The following is a 13,200-nucleotide window of genomic DNA, read 5'->3' as shown; positions in this document are numbered from 1 at the left end:
ACACATTTAACAAAAGCCACAGCAATGTGGCTTTTTTTATTGTGCTCATTTTCTAGAAGAATATAAACGCTCCTGCTCAGCCCTATCTTAAAGTTCTTTCAAGAAAATTTTGGTAGGCTCATCCTGCCTAATAAAATCCCTTCACCTGCATGATTAACTTTTGACCATATCCGGATTCTGCTTTATATTTCCAGATAAGCAAAACATGTTCATGGAATGGAGCGAAGAATGAAAACAATATCTAAATGGTTTGATGAATATAGTGACAGCCATCAAAATAAAACCAACAAGCTGATTCACTGGGTCTGCGTACCAACCATCTATTTTTCGATTATTGGCATTCTGGCACATTTCAGCGCTTTGCTGACTACCCTGCTACTGGTTTTGGCTTTTATCTTCTATGCACGCCTGGATCTTGTTTTGGCAGTAGCGATGGCTGTATTAACTTTAGTAATGGCCTGGCTCATCTGGATTCTACCAGTCGGTACCGGTTTCTTTATTGCTCTGTTTGTCTTGGCTTGGATTGGCCAATTTTATGGGCACAAAGTGGAAGGTAAAAAGCCTTCATTCTTCAAAGACCTCCAATTCCTCCTCATTGGCCCAATTTGGTGCATGGATGCATATTTAGGTAAAATCCTACCGAACTGGAAATCACGCCATAGCAGCGCAATTATGAGCGTTTAAACGCTATATTCGATTTATCCAATTGGAAGAACCTTATTGATAGGTTCTTCCTTGATGTTTTAACCAGCCATCGACATGTTTTCGCGCAGGGTCATGATGCGTCCAGTGAATCACCCCGCCCTTGTCACTGTATTCATATTCTCCATAAAACTCGACCTGATCCTGTTTTTGAATATTCTGAATACGCGGCGCTAGATCGATATTATGTGCAACCAGTACAGTTTGGCCATTTAGTAACTCGAGGATGAACTTTTGATGACGCGATCCTTCATGATCATCTGGTAAAAAAGCAACCACCTGCCCGCTTGAACGGACCTGTAGATCACTCTGGCGATGTTGAAACGCCCGTGCAATTCGGTCCAGATCATCAGTCTTTTGAGACGGTACTAAGTTAGGCTCTGAATGAAGCGTTTCAGTTATGGTATCAGATGCGGATGGAACAAGTAGTTGGGACTGCTGTAGATCCAGGCCCAGATAAGCAGCAATCAACAATGCAATGACTGCACCGATGCTCAGATTGGTTTTATTTGGCATTTTTATAACTTTTTTATTAAATGATGAATACATGATCTGAGCTCTATCACCAAACCCAAATCCTATTCTTGAATTGCTGATGAAGAATAAATCAACATAAAAAAGCCCCATCAATCAGATAGGGCTTTTTCTAATTCCTAAGGAATTATTTTGCAGCAGCTTGAGCAGCAGCAACTTCTTCAGCGAAGCTCATTTCTGCTTTTTTCTCAATGCCTTCACCAACTTCGAAACGAACGAAGTTTGCAACTGTAGTACCAGTTGCTTTAAGAACGTCTGCAACTTTCTTATCGTTGTCGATTACGTACATTTGACGCTCAAGCACAACTTCATTCAAGTATTTCTCAACAGAACCTACAACCATCTTCTCAACGATATTTGCTGGCTTGCCAGATTCAAGTGCTTTCGCTTCAGCAATTTCTTTCTCTTTCGCGATAAGCTCAGCAGAAACGCCTTCAGCATTTACAGCAACTGGGTTGAACGCAGCAACGTGCATTGCCAAGCCTTTACCTGTAGCTTCATCACCAGTGTAAGAAACAACAACACCGATTTTAAGACCGTGTTTGTAAACTGCAAGGTTTTCGCCTTCAACAATTTTCGCACGACGTACTTGGATGTTTTCACCGATCTTTTGAACAAGAGCGATACGCGCTTCTTCAACAGTTGCACCATCTTCTAGTTTCAATTCAGCGATTTGAGCAGGATCAGTTACGTTTGCAGCAAGTGCAGCAGCAGCAACTTTCGCAGAGAAACCAGCAAAGTTTTCGTCTTTTGCAACGAAGTCAGTTTGACAGTTAACTTCTAGAAGAAGTGCTTTGTTGCCGTCTTGAGCAATTGTGATTGCGCCGTCAGCAGCAATGTTACCTGCTTTTTTAGCAGCTTTAGCTTGACCAGATTTACGTAGGTTGTCGATCGCTAATTCGATGTCGCCGCCCGCTTCTGTTAATGCTTTTTTACATTCCATCATTGCAAGACCAGTACGATCGCGCAATTCTTTAACCATGCTTGCTGTAACTGCAGTCATGTTTATCTCCTAAATTCGGTAGAAAATGAATTCTTTTTAGAACAGAAACGGCCCAGAGGAGTTCTCATGGGCCGCCTGCATACATAACGCTTACTTTGCCACCATCACATGTCGCAAAAATGACAAGCTAGCGTCAAACGCATTAAGCCTCAGAAGCTGGAGCTTCTTCTGCTTTAGCTTGTGCATTTGCTTGTGATTGAGCATATTCTTTACCAGCAAGAATCGCATCAGCCATAGCAGAAGCATAAAGTGTTACTGCACGGATCGCATCATCGTTACCCGGGATAACGTAGTCTACGTTGTCTGGGTTAGAGTTTGTATCAACGATACCGATTACAGGAATACCAAGGTTCTTCGCTTCTTTGATTGCAATCGCTTCGTGATCAACGTCGATTACGAATAATGCGTCAGGTAAACCACCCATGTTTTTAACGCCGCCTAAGCCACGCTCAAGTTTTTCCATCTCACGAGTACGCTCTAGAGCTTCACGTTTAGTCAGCTTAGCGAAAGTACCGTCTTGAGATTGAGTTTGAAGGTCTTTTAAACGGTTGATAGATTGGCGAAGTGTTTTCCAGTTCGTCAACATACCACCTAACCAGCGGTGATCTACATATGGTTGACCAGCGCGTTGAGCTTGTTCACGGATGATCGCAGAAGCTGCACGTTTAGTACCAACGAACAAAACTTTGTTCTTTTTGCTAGCCAAGTTGTTAGCAAAGTTCAAAGCATCATTTAACGCAGGAACAGTGTGCTCAAGGTTGATGATGTGAATTTTGTTACGCGCACCAAAGATGTAATCACGCATCTTTGGATTCCAGAAACGAGTTTGGTGACCAAAGTGCGCGCCAGCTTGAAGAAGGTCGCGCATGCTTACGTTGTAATCTGCCATTTTCTTTACCTTAAAGTTTGGGTTAGGCCTCCATATACCCGCATTCTCCACCCTAAAGGGCACCCAGAGTAATGTGTCGATATATGTGCGGATTTTTTGCCTCATCGCACAAAGCCCGTGAAATTTATTCACGAAAAAGCATTTGATAAAATGGGCGGCTATTTATACCATAGTCACACACAAATTTCCAAAAGTTTTTAGAGATCATGAACAACACTTACCAAGCTCCACGTCGACTCATCAAAACCCCTGACGAAATTGAAAAAATGCGTGTGGCAGGGCGACTGGCGGCAGAAGTTTTGGATATGATCAAACCGCATATTGTTCCGGGTGTCACCACTCTGGAACTTGATACGATTTGTCATGACTATATTGTCAATCAACAACAGGCGATTCCTGCATGCTTAGGCTATGGCGCTGCACCGGGTCGACCTGCCTTCCAACATACCATTTGTACTTCTGTGAACCATGTGGTGTGTCACGGCATTCCATCAGACAGTAAAAAATTGAAAAAAGGCGACATCCTGAACATTGATGTGACCGTGATTAAAGATGGCTATCATGGTGACACCAACATGATGTACATCGTGGGTGGTGAAACCACGATCCTTGCCAACCGTCTATGTAAGGTAGCGCAAGAAGCCATGTACCGGGGTATTGAAACTGTAAAACCAGGTTCAACCATTGGCGATATTGGTCATGCCATTCAGCAGTATGTTGAATCCGAGCGTTTTGGCGTGGTACGTGAATATTGTGGTCACGGTATTGGTACAACTTTCCATGACGAACCGCAAGTGCTGCATTATGGTCAACCAGATACTGGCATGGTGCTTGAAGAAGGTATGACCTTTACCATTGAACCAATGGTCAATGGCGGTGACTGGAAAACCAAATTACTCGGTGATAAATGGACAGTGGTCACCAAAGATCACTCATTGTCAGCACAATATGAACATACAATTCTAGTGACTAAAACCGGCGCGGAAATTTTAACCGCACGCCCGGACGAAGATTTGTCACGCTTTAGTGCGTAACCACAATATCAACAACACAAAATGGTCACTTTAAAGTGGCCATTTTTATTTTATATTTCATGCATTCATATGCATGACCGAGATGTAACAAGTCTCTTCTCTCCTGCTCCGAGCATATCGAAATTCAAGATAAAGTTCGGCCAATACACCATTTTTTCCTTAAAGTTTTCCAAATTCTTTTGCCCTATCTGCACCATTTTAGGCTAAGATAATGTGCTTTTTATTTTTTAATCCCTATAAGAAGGAATACTGCCGTGGACGTACGTCTCTCTGATCGTGTGAATGCCATCAAACCGTCCCCTACGCTTGCTGTGACCAACAAAGCTGCTGAATTAAAAGCTGCAGGTCACAACGTGATTGGTTTGGGCGCAGGTGAACCAGATTTTGATACCCCTCAACACATCAAAGATGCAGCAATTGCAGCGATTAACAACGGTTTCACCAAATACACCGCTGTTGACGGTACGCCAGGTCTTAAAAAAGCCATTATTGCTAAATTCAAACGCGACAATAACCTAGACTATGCAGCAAACCAGATTCTGGTTTCTTGTGGTGGTAAGCAATCATTCTTTAACTTGGCACTTGCTTTGTTAAACAAAGGTGATGAAGTGATTATTCCTGCACCTTTCTGGGTAAGCTACCCGGACATGGTGATCATCGCTGAAGGTGTTCCTGTTATTGTGAAATGTGGTGAAGAACAACGTTTCAAAATCACCCCTGAACAATTAGAAGCTGCAATCACTGACAAAACACGTCTAGTAGTATTGAACAGCCCGTCTAACCCTACAGGTATGATCTACACTAAAGCTGAGCTTGAAGCGCTGGCTGACGTACTGCGTAAATACCCAGAAGTATTTATCGCATCTGATGATATGTACGAACCAATCCGTTGGGATGACGAGTTCTACAACATCGCAACAGTTGCACCAGACCTTTATGACCGTACTATCGTATTAAACGGTGTATCTAAAGCCTATGCAATGACTGGCTGGCGTATCGGCTACGCAGCGGGCCCTGCTAAACTTATTGGTGCAATGAAGAAGATCCAGTCTCAATCGACTTCAAACCCAACTTCAATTTCGCAAGTTGCTGCTGAAGCTGCCTTGAATGGTCCTCAAGATGTACTTGAGCCAATGATTGAAGCATTCAAACGTCGCCATGACCTAGTTGTGAAAGGCTTGAATGACATTCACGGTATTTCTTGCTTGCCTGCTGATGGCGCATTCTATGCATATGCCAACATCAAACCGTTGATTCGTGCCAAAGGTCTTAAATCTTGCACAGAATTCTCTGCATGGTTACTGGAAGAGACTGGCGTTGCAGTGGTTCCTGGCGATGCATTCGGTCTTGGCGGTTTCATGCGCATCTCTTACGCTACTGCTGACGAAGTACTGGTGGATGCACTTGCACGCATCAAGAAAGCGGCTGATTCAATCGAAGGCGTTGACGCTGCGATTGCTTCAATCGAAGCTGAAAAAGCTGCAAAATAATCTAACTTGCTAGATAAAAAAACCCGCGAGTTTCGCGGGTTTTTTTATGTTCTTCAACATGTATTAAACAGTGAGTCGTATTCGCTTATAGCTCAAGTATTTAATGAGCAAACAAACAAAACATAGACTTGCTGCAATCGTGTACGCAATACTCAACATCCACCAAAACCCATGAATCCCTAATGCATTGCTTTGCCAATTGAACAGTGTCATTGGATGATACGCCACATACCAACCACCACCTAAGCCCACGACCAGCACCGTACTGATAAAAATAAACATCGGTCTGACAATTCTCGCCAGCAACGTAGCATTGCCAAACTAATCACCAGTAGCTCATCAAAGATATGCATCCAACACATTAACAAGATCGATGCCAAGGCTAATGCAAGCACCTGCGCATCATTGCTAAATAACCCTACAATCCAACTATCTAAGCCCCAAATAGTCAACACAACAACGATAGCTATTAACATCACAGCCATCAGTGCCCGCTTACTGAGTTGCCATGCAGCATCAATCTGCTCCGCACCGATTTTAGTCGACACCAAAATACCGAAGGCGGATGCCATCGACATCGGCAACATAAACATCAAGCCCAATAAACCAAGCATCACCTGATGTGCATTCACAACAATGTCACCCAAAGGCAAGATCAGCAAAGCAATCGCGCTGATGGCAAATACATCCACAAAAGTCACCACCGCATTGGGCAATCCAATTTTTAAAATTTTCCACAAAGTCTGCCAGTGAAAGAAAACACCAGACCACTGGATCTTTAACTTATGCTCAAGGAAGAAAAAATAGTAAACAAACAACAGTACCCACTGCACAATCAAATGTGCTATGAATGCACCTTCAACCCCATAGCTTGCAACATAACCCTCAATGCCATAAATCAAGACATAAGCCAAAGCCACTTTGAGTAGTAAATAGATCATATTGGCGTAGAACACGCGCTTAGCCTGCCCACAGGCTTGGGTTAAAATATATAAAATACGCAACAATAAATGTGCTGGAATCGTCCAAGCCAATAGCCACAGACATGGCACAATCAATGTCTGTAAGGCCGCATCTGCCTTTAAAAAATCAAGCAAAGGAGTCACATGATTAAACAAGTACATCGCAACAGCAGAAATCACCAGTATAATCAAAATACTTTGCTTCACAATACGTTGGATGTCCGCATAATCCTGACGTCCATTGGCTTCTGCCAACTCTTGCATCATGCCCTGTAACACCCCAATACCCGTCACAAAGCACAAAGAATAAACAGACAAACAGACTGCCAATGCAGCCACATGCTGAGGTGAAAAATGTGATAGAAAAATCATGTCGAACAAACTACTTAGCATAATAATGGCATTACTGAGAAAAATAGGCACCCAAAGATGCAGAAACTTTTTCATTACCCTATCACTCGATTTTTAATTCTTTTATAAGATTCGTTTTTTAGCAGATTATTTAGATCTGAGATATTTCATTAGAAATGTATACCAGTATCCTGCCATAACTCATTCTATTTCTTATTTTTTATAAAAATGACTTTACTCAGGTGCAGGCAATGTACTTCTTACAAAATAATCCGCCATTCCTATACCAGATTGCTATTATCGATGTCACAATTTTGAATTAAATCTCAACAACTCAAGAATAATGACAGGAAAATTACAATGAACCCAAAAGAAATGAGCGGTTTAGCATTACTGGAAGCGATGCGTGATGAAAAAATCCCGGCCCCAAGTATTAGCGAAACCATGTCGATGCAACCAGCAGTGATTAAAAGCGGACATGTAGAATTTAAGGTAAAAGCTGATCATCGACATTTAAATCCGCTTGGCGGCGTCCATGGTGGTTTTGCTGCAACCGTTTTGGATACCGTGACAGGCTGCGCGATTCATACTTTACTTGAAGCAGGTGTCGGTTATGGCACCATTGATCTGAATGTAAAGATGTGCCGCCCCATACCTCAGAATCAGCCACTGAAAGCCGTAGGAAAATCAATTAATCTCAGTAGAAATTTAGGTATTTCTGAAGGTCAGATTCTGGATGAAGAAGGTCGCCTGTATGCTCATGCCACTGCGACCTGTATGATTATTCGGACTGAATGAATATTGGTAGCCTGTACAATTCATCAGACACTTCATTTAAATAATATTACTTTTCGCCTGCCCTGCTTTAACAAATGACAAGCGTGGTCGAGTTAAGCCTTGAAACTCAAAATAATGCTTGGAAACATTGGCTAATTCCACATCTTGTGTTTGTGTTGTTGAGGCTTGCCACGCTTTAGACTGATTAGTACCTGTCAAAAGATTGCCAGAAATGGCATAGATATAAAGGTCTTTGCCTTGCTCTTTCAGATAGTCTGCATTCAGGAAAACTTCAAAGTTAAATTGACGTTCAGTTTCTACCAACCATTTTTCTGCAAACCATAATTGCAGCAAATCACCTAAATAAAGTGATTTTTGCGCCAAGGGCCATAGCGTGATATGAGCGTCTTTAACCGGGATATAATACTGTGCAGGATCAGCAATAATTTGCAGATAGTTTTCTTGATAATAAGCCAGTTGAGAGAAAATTTGAGGGATGCTGAGCGTATTCATTCGCTGTCTCCGGTTTAGCCATTTTTGTGCTGGCAAGTAGGTTTAAATCCACACTGTTTGACCATTTGGTCAAACGACTTTATGGTTTTAATCTAGCAAGTGAAATTTATTCTGACAAGTATTTTTCGTGAAATTTATGCAATTGCCTAAATTAAAAACAGACAAGCTGTATTTATAATAAATATGATAATTTTTGCTTGACCCCTGTCAAAATCTCTCTATAATCGCTTTCAGATTCTCCAATAGCTCAGTCGGTAGAGCGACGGACTGTTAATCCGCAGGTCCCTGGTTCGAGCCCAGGTTGGAGAGCCAAATTCAAGAAAGCCCACTCATCATGAAGTGGGCTTTTTTATTATCTTAAAATTTGACGGCTTGTTATTTTCAACTATTTAAAATGAATAATTATTTTCAATCCCTCATAAAACTCGATATATAAATACCCCTCTTTTAAAATTTCGAGATATAAAAAATCCCCCATAGATGGAGGATTTTTAAGCTGTCACCGAGATTAAGCCGCTTGAGCCGGAACACCGCTATGAAAACGGAAAGTTTCATCAGGCGTGAGAATTAGCTGTTTTTCAACTTCACGAATATGCAGGATTCGCTCCTGAATATCCTCTTTCGGATTTTTCAGTTTCGCTGTGGTAGCCACATCCATCGCCAAAGCCAGATAGTCTTCAAAATGGCGAGATTCGGACTTGAGCAGGTAGCGGTAGTAACGTGCCAATTCATCATCAACACGCGAAGCAAGCGCGTAAAAACGCTCACAGGAACGCGCTTCTACAAAGGCACCAATCACCAAGACATCAATCAAGGCTTCAGGTTCAAAAGTCCGGATTTCCTTACGCAAACCACCGGCATAACGCCCTGCACTCAAGTTCTGCCAAGCCTGACCGCGCTTGTTCATCAATTCAAGTACTTGCTCATAATGCAGCATTTCTTCACGCACCAGCTGTGCAAGCTTTACCTGTAGATCAACAAAATAACTATAGCGGAACATCAGGTTCATGGCCGTGCTGGCTGCTTTTTTTTCACAGTTGGCATGATCTTGCATTAAGATTTCAAGATTTTCGACTGCCATATCCAGCCATGCTTGTGGTGTTTCACAACCGAGGAACGCAATCACCGGCTGCATCAGTTCATCATAATTAATATTCGACATAATTACTCTAATCTTAACGCGCTGACTTAATCACGGCTTTCATTTGCTGAACAGCTTGTGCCAGACCGACAAATACCGCATCCGCAATTAAAGAATGACCAATATTGAGCTCATGAATCTGTGGAATCGCGGCGATTGGCATCACGTTATCCAGATTTAAACCATGGCCTGCATTGACCACCAGACCTTTGGCAGCTGCATACTCTACACCTTTCACAATGCGTTCAAGTTCCGCTTGTTGCGCTTCTGGAGTTTCTGCATCGGCATAGGCGCCTGTGTGAATCTCAATCGTCGGTGCACCACAAGCAACTGCTGCATCAATTTGTGCAAAATCAGCATCAATAAATAAAGATACATCACAACCAATAGCTGCCAGCTCTTGAGTTGCTGCTTTTACAGCATCAAAATTACCCACGACATCCAAACCACCCTCAGTGGTCACTTCCTGACGTTTTTCAGGCACAAAGCAAACATGCTGAGGCTTGATTTCCTTGGCAAAGGCGATCATTTCATCAGTCACTGCCAACTCAAGATTCATACGGGTTTTTAACGCAGGACCCATACGACGTACATCGTCATCCTGAATGTGACGACGGTCTTCACGCAAGTGCAAGGTAATGCCTTCTGCCCCTGCCTGTTCGCAGATCAATGCAGCATTGACTGGGTCTGGGTACGTCGTACCACGTGCTTGTCTTAATGTTGCGACATGGTCAATATTGACACCAAGTAATGCAGCCATAATCTTTTCCTAACTACGATTGAGATTGAGAGTTTTGAATCCAGAGTTGTCGACTCTTTAATGGTCGATCACCGAGCAAAGCCGTGATCACCTGTCGATATAGTTTCGTCAGTAATTGTAACTGTTCCGGATTAAAATCCCCACCATTTTCATGCGTCAACATACTTAAAATCTGTTGACCAGACATAGTGGAGCGCAAGGCCTTAGCCGATGGCATAAAGCCAGCATTGAGCTGAAAATAATAATGTTGCTCAGGATTAATCTGCACCTGATTGGCATCTACTGAAAAATCCAGACCATAACCGAGTTCTTCTAGCAGAACATGCTCAAACTGACGCAAGATCTGTTTTAAATATAAATTTGGATTGGATTGTGCGGATAATTGCTGTAATGCAGTCAAGGTCTCAGCATATTTGGCAAAAGTTTGCGGCATTTCGACTTCTAAAGGACATAGCCGTAACAGGATTTCATTCAAATAAAAACCCGAGAAAAAGGCATCGCCAAAAAAGAAAATCGGCTGATTGACAATTTCCAGTTTAGTAAAATTTTTGAGTTCGGATTTACCTGAAGCCTGCAAGCGAATGGGCTGATACTGTGGTGGTGGCATTTGCCTGAGAATACCATCTACCCTGCCATATTCTTGGGTAAATAAATGCACAATATGACTGCGTTCACGGTACTTACGATGATGAATCAAATAGCCATGCAGTACTTCATTACGCATAAGCGGGTACTTTAATCCTTATCTTTTTTTGATTTTTTATCATCTTCTTCGTCATCCCCATCCGGGATCACTGCACCCACAACAGCCGCAGTACCTTTGACTGCGACTTTTGTGGTTTTATAAGCCACCTTGACAGGAACCGTGACCACTTTATGAATACAGCCTTGCAGGAATAAAACACATACAACTACTGCTAACACTTTTATCATCACGGCATTCCTTAAAGGGTCTTACAAATTTTTATCGCTTAGATATCACTATAACCTAAGCTTTTTAATGCACGCTCATCATCAGACCAGCCACCTTTGACTTTCACCCAAAGGGTTAGCATGATTTTTTGCTCGAACATTTTTTCCATGTCGAGACGCGCATCCATACCGATTTTCTTCAGTTTGACACCTTTCTCGCCAATCACAATGGCTTTTTGGCTCGGACGATCGACAAAAATCGTGGCATCAATATAGGTACAGGCAGCTTTCATACGACCCGTTTTTTCATTCAAGACCGGCTCTTCAGTTTTGAATGATTCGATCTGAACGGTCAAATCGTATGGAAGCTCTTCACCCAGCTGACGCATGATCTTTTCACGGATAATTTCAGACGCCAGGAAACGCTCTGAACGATCGGTCAGTTGATCCAGTGAGTATAGTGGTGGCTGGAACGGAAGATACTTGGCAATCGTGTCACGTAAATGTTCAAGATTGGCACCACGAAGCGCAGATACCGGTACGATTTCCGCAAAGTTCATCAGCTTTTCGCGTTCACGAATCAGCGGCAAAGCTTCGTTCTTGTTTTCAAAAGTATCGAGCTTGTTGATCACCAGAATCACTGGCATTTCAGCATTTTTCAGCTTTTCCAGAACCAGGTCATCATTTGGCGTCCACTTTTGTGCATCCACTACGAATAAAACCAGGTTCACATCGCGTAAAGCCGAATGTGCCGCACGGTTCATCATTTTATTGATGGCACGGACTTCTTTTTTATGCATCCCCGGTGTATCGACAAATACCGCCTGAGATTTTTCACGTGAATCAATCCCCACGATTTTATGACGTGTAGTTTGTGGTTTACGTGAGGTAATCGAAAGTTTTTGACCCAGAATATGGTTCATTAAGGTAGATTTACCCACATTCGGGCGACCTACAATGGCAACAAAACCACTACGATAATCCGATGGGATCTCGGTGCCTTGTGCACTAAAAAATTGACTAATAAGGTCGTGACTGTCGCTTTGCGACTCGTGATCAGCATCAATGTGATCGGAATGAGTAGTCATTAAGACTTATGCTCCAAAAGTTTCAAAATATCCGCCGCAACGGCTTGTTCAGCAAAACGCCGGCTCGCGCCTTCGCCTTGCATGGTCGGCAATCCCGCAATCTGGCATTCCACTTTAAAATGCTGATTGGGTGCATCACCTTGAATATCTACAACCTCGTAAACTGGGAGAGGTTTCTTACGTGCTTGTAAATACTCTTGTAAGCGAGATTTAGGATCTTTAAGCTGATCTGTCGGCTCAATATGATCTAAATATGGCTCGTACCATTTTAACACAATCGGTTCTAGCACAGTGAGATCACCGCAGTCGACATAGATTGCACCAATAATAGCTTCTACCGTATCTGCCAGTATAGACTCACGATGATGACCACCAGATTTCAATTCACCGGTACTGAGAATTAAATTCTGGCTCAGTTTTAAATCATTGGCGATTTTTCCTAATGCTTCCTGACGAACCAAGGTCGCACGCATACGCGTCAACCGGCCTTCATTTTCGCTTGGATAGGCATTAAAAAGATAATTCGCAATGATCATCCCTAAAAGAGAATCGCCCAGAAATTCCAGGCGCTCGTAGTTGTGTTTATGACTGACTGAACGATGAGTCAATGCCAGTTTCAGCAAATCAGCCTGTTTAAACTGATAGCCGATCCGTTTGGCAAGACGTTCATCATTTAGCTTTGACTGTGCTTTGATCAAACTCTTTCTCAAACTTCATCACTAAATCGATATTCATTATGAAATTTTTACGAATTTCATAATTCTTGTGCACCTGTAAACCATCGGTATTGGTAACTTTGGCAATTTCGTCAAACTTTAGATCACGAATATTATTCATTTCTAAACGCTGACTCATCTGTTGACGGAATGTTTCTGGCGTTATATTGGCTGGAGCACTTTTTAACAGCGCCTCAATCTCACCATCGACCATACGATCATCGAAGTATGGTCCCCACACCGCAATCGCCACTTTTGCAAGAAATGCAAAGCCCACGATTGCAATTAAAACCCCAATATAAGAAGCACCTTGTTGATGTCTCATTTT

General features: G+C 42.5%; 16 protein-coding genes and 1 tRNA gene. 5 read left to right on the top strand and 12 right to left on the bottom strand.

Annotation, left to right across the window (positions count from 1 at the left end):
- Positions 1 to 228 precede the first annotated feature (228 nt).
- Positions 229 to 684: an Mpo1 family 2-hydroxy fatty acid dioxygenase gene (locus J7649_RS00870; RefSeq protein WP_044112162.1), complete on the top strand. Its 456-nt coding sequence runs from the start codon at positions 229 to 231 to the stop codon at positions 682 to 684.
- Between the two features lie 33 nt (positions 685 to 717).
- Here J7649_RS00870 and J7649_RS00865 read toward each other — a convergent pair whose 3' ends face one another.
- The 3 genes from J7649_RS00865 to rpsB form a co-directional block, all read right to left on the bottom strand.
- The gene (locus J7649_RS00865; RefSeq protein ID WP_219308935.1) at positions 718 to 1,218 is read right to left on the bottom strand and encodes a DUF3465 domain-containing protein; all 501 of its coding nucleotides are present in this window, start codon (positions 1,216 to 1,218) and stop codon (positions 718 to 720) included.
- Positions 1,219 to 1,363: 145 nt separating this feature from the next.
- Positions 1,364 to 2,239: a translation elongation factor Ts gene (gene tsf / locus J7649_RS00860; protein ID WP_219308934.1), complete on the bottom strand. Its 876-nt coding sequence runs from the start codon at positions 2,237 to 2,239 to the stop codon at positions 1,364 to 1,366.
- A gap of 142 nt (positions 2,240 to 2,381) precedes the next feature.
- Positions 2,382 to 3,128 carry a 30S ribosomal protein S2 gene (gene rpsB, locus J7649_RS00855; RefSeq protein WP_004279050.1) on the bottom strand — a complete coding sequence of 249 codons (747 nt, stop codon included), beginning with the start codon at positions 3,126 to 3,128 and terminating at the stop codon, positions 2,382 to 2,384.
- A gap of 206 nt (positions 3,129 to 3,334) precedes the next feature.
- Here rpsB and map point away from each other — a divergent pair, with 206 nt between their 5' ends.
- Both map and J7649_RS00845 read left to right on the top strand, forming a co-directional pair.
- Positions 3,335 to 4,162 (top strand): type I methionyl aminopeptidase, encoded by an 828-nt coding sequence (gene map, locus J7649_RS00850; RefSeq protein ID WP_114540898.1) that lies wholly within the window; start codon positions 3,335 to 3,337, stop codon positions 4,160 to 4,162.
- Between the two features lie 254 nt (positions 4,163 to 4,416).
- Positions 4,417 to 5,652: a pyridoxal phosphate-dependent aminotransferase gene (locus J7649_RS00845; RefSeq protein WP_005103791.1), complete on the top strand. Its 1,236-nt coding sequence runs from the start codon at positions 4,417 to 4,419 to the stop codon at positions 5,650 to 5,652.
- A gap of 242 nt (positions 5,653 to 5,894) precedes the next feature.
- Here the strand turns inward: J7649_RS00845 and J7649_RS00840 are convergent, their stop codons facing one another.
- The gene (locus J7649_RS00840) at positions 5,895 to 7,061 is read right to left on the bottom strand and encodes an MATE family efflux transporter (protein WP_228738652.1); all 1,167 of its coding nucleotides are present in this window, start codon (positions 7,059 to 7,061) and stop codon (positions 5,895 to 5,897) included.
- Between the two features lie 264 nt (positions 7,062 to 7,325).
- Here J7649_RS00840 and J7649_RS00835 point away from each other — a divergent pair, with 264 nt between their 5' ends.
- Positions 7,326 to 7,763 carry a PaaI family thioesterase gene (locus tag J7649_RS00835; RefSeq protein ID WP_005247499.1) on the top strand — a complete coding sequence of 146 codons (438 nt, stop codon included), beginning with the start codon at positions 7,326 to 7,328 and terminating at the stop codon, positions 7,761 to 7,763.
- Between the two features lie 36 nt (positions 7,764 to 7,799).
- Here the strand turns inward: J7649_RS00835 and J7649_RS00830 are convergent, their stop codons facing one another.
- The gene (locus J7649_RS00830) at positions 7,800 to 8,255 is read right to left on the bottom strand and encodes a hypothetical protein (protein ID WP_114540896.1); all 456 of its coding nucleotides are present in this window, start codon (positions 8,253 to 8,255) and stop codon (positions 7,800 to 7,802) included.
- A gap of 236 nt (positions 8,256 to 8,491) precedes the next feature.
- Here J7649_RS00830 and J7649_RS00825 point away from each other — a divergent pair.
- Positions 8,492 to 8,567, top strand: a tRNA-Asn gene (locus J7649_RS00825).
- Between the two features lie 196 nt (positions 8,568 to 8,763).
- Here the strand turns inward: J7649_RS00825 and J7649_RS00820 are convergent.
- The 7 genes from J7649_RS00820 to J7649_RS00790 are packed head-to-tail and all read right to left on the bottom strand — an operon-like array spanning position 8,764 to position 13,197.
- Positions 8,764 to 9,417 carry a MiaE family protein gene (locus J7649_RS00820; RefSeq protein WP_005247503.1) on the bottom strand — a complete coding sequence of 218 codons (654 nt, stop codon included), beginning with the start codon at positions 9,415 to 9,417 and terminating at the stop codon, positions 8,764 to 8,766.
- Positions 9,418 to 9,430: 13 nt separating this feature from the next.
- Positions 9,431 to 10,156: a pyridoxine 5'-phosphate synthase gene (pdxJ, locus tag J7649_RS00815; RefSeq protein ID WP_219308931.1), complete on the bottom strand. Its 726-nt coding sequence runs from the start codon at positions 10,154 to 10,156 to the stop codon at positions 9,431 to 9,433.
- 13 nt (positions 10,157 to 10,169) lie between these two features.
- Positions 10,170 to 10,880 (bottom strand): DNA repair protein RecO, encoded by a 711-nt coding sequence (gene recO / locus J7649_RS00810; protein ID WP_005263466.1) that lies wholly within the window; start codon positions 10,878 to 10,880, stop codon positions 10,170 to 10,172.
- 11 nt (positions 10,881 to 10,891) lie between these two features.
- On the bottom strand, positions 10,892 to 11,089 hold the full coding sequence (locus tag J7649_RS00805; RefSeq protein ID WP_005263469.1) for an NF038104 family lipoprotein: 198 nt from the start codon (positions 11,087 to 11,089) through the stop codon (positions 10,892 to 10,894).
- Positions 11,090 to 11,127: 38 nt separating this feature from the next.
- The gene (gene era / locus J7649_RS00800; protein ID WP_004279061.1) at positions 11,128 to 12,156 is read right to left on the bottom strand and encodes a GTPase Era; all 1,029 of its coding nucleotides are present in this window, start codon (positions 12,154 to 12,156) and stop codon (positions 11,128 to 11,130) included.
- The gene (gene rnc / locus J7649_RS00795; protein WP_004279062.1) at positions 12,156 to 12,854 is read right to left on the bottom strand and encodes a ribonuclease III; all 699 of its coding nucleotides are present in this window, start codon (positions 12,852 to 12,854) and stop codon (positions 12,156 to 12,158) included. Before rnc ends, era begins: the two co-directional genes overlap by 1 nt.
- Complete coding sequence (locus tag J7649_RS00790; RefSeq protein ID WP_004645621.1) at positions 12,826 to 13,197, bottom strand: DUF4845 domain-containing protein; 372 nt, start codon at positions 13,195 to 13,197, stop codon at positions 12,826 to 12,828. The genes rnc and J7649_RS00790 overlap by 29 nt, the downstream gene beginning before the upstream one ends.
- Positions 13,198 to 13,200 lie beyond the last annotated feature (3 nt).

The organism is Acinetobacter lwoffii (genome assembly GCF_019343495.1).
GTDB lineage: Bacteria > Pseudomonadota > Gammaproteobacteria > Pseudomonadales > Moraxellaceae > Acinetobacter > Acinetobacter lwoffii_P.
This window is presented reverse-complemented; position numbering and strand designations above follow the sequence as displayed.

Bases quoted from the DNA above. Each gene is read 5' to 3' on its own strand.
- J7649_RS00805 (WP_005263469.1), bottom strand. From the start codon at position 11,089: ATGATAAAAGTGTTAGCAGTAGTTGTATGTGTTTTATTCCTGCAAGGC.
- J7649_RS00835 (WP_005247499.1), top strand. From the start codon at position 7,326: ATGAACCCAAAAGAAATGAGCGGTTTAGCATTACTGGAAGCGATGCGT.
- J7649_RS00870 (WP_044112162.1), top strand. From the start codon at position 229: ATGAAAACAATATCTAAATGGTTTGATGAATATAGTGACAGCCATCAA.
- tsf (WP_219308934.1), bottom strand. From the start codon at position 2,239: ATGACTGCAGTTACAGCAAGCATGGTTAAAGAATTGCGCGATCGTACT.
- map (WP_114540898.1), top strand. From the start codon at position 3,335: ATGAACAACACTTACCAAGCTCCACGTCGACTCATCAAAACCCCTGAC.
- rpsB (WP_004279050.1), bottom strand. From the start codon at position 3,128: ATGGCAGATTACAACGTAAGCATGCGCGACCTTCTTCAAGCTGGCGCG.
- J7649_RS00820 (WP_005247503.1), bottom strand. From the start codon at position 9,417: ATGTCGAATATTAATTATGATGAACTGATGCAGCCGGTGATTGCGTTC.
- era (WP_004279061.1), bottom strand. From the start codon at position 12,156: ATGACTACTCATTCCGATCACATTGATGCTGATCACGAGTCGCAAAGC.
- J7649_RS00840 (WP_228738652.1), bottom strand. From the start codon at position 7,061: ATGAAAAAGTTTCTGCATCTTTGGGTGCCTATTTTTCTCAGTAATGCC.
- recO (WP_005263466.1), bottom strand. From the start codon at position 10,880: ATGCGTAATGAAGTACTGCATGGCTATTTGATTCATCATCGTAAGTAC.
- pdxJ (WP_219308931.1), bottom strand. From the start codon at position 10,156: ATGGCTGCATTACTTGGTGTCAATATTGACCATGTCGCAACATTAAGA.
- J7649_RS00830 (WP_114540896.1), bottom strand. From the start codon at position 8,255: ATGAATACGCTCAGCATCCCTCAAATTTTCTCTCAACTGGCTTATTAT.
- J7649_RS00790 (WP_004645621.1), bottom strand. From the start codon at position 13,197: ATGAGACATCAACAAGGTGCTTCTTATATTGGGGTTTTAATTGCAATC.
- J7649_RS00865 (WP_219308935.1), bottom strand. From the start codon at position 1,218: ATGCCAAATAAAACCAATCTGAGCATCGGTGCAGTCATTGCATTGTTG.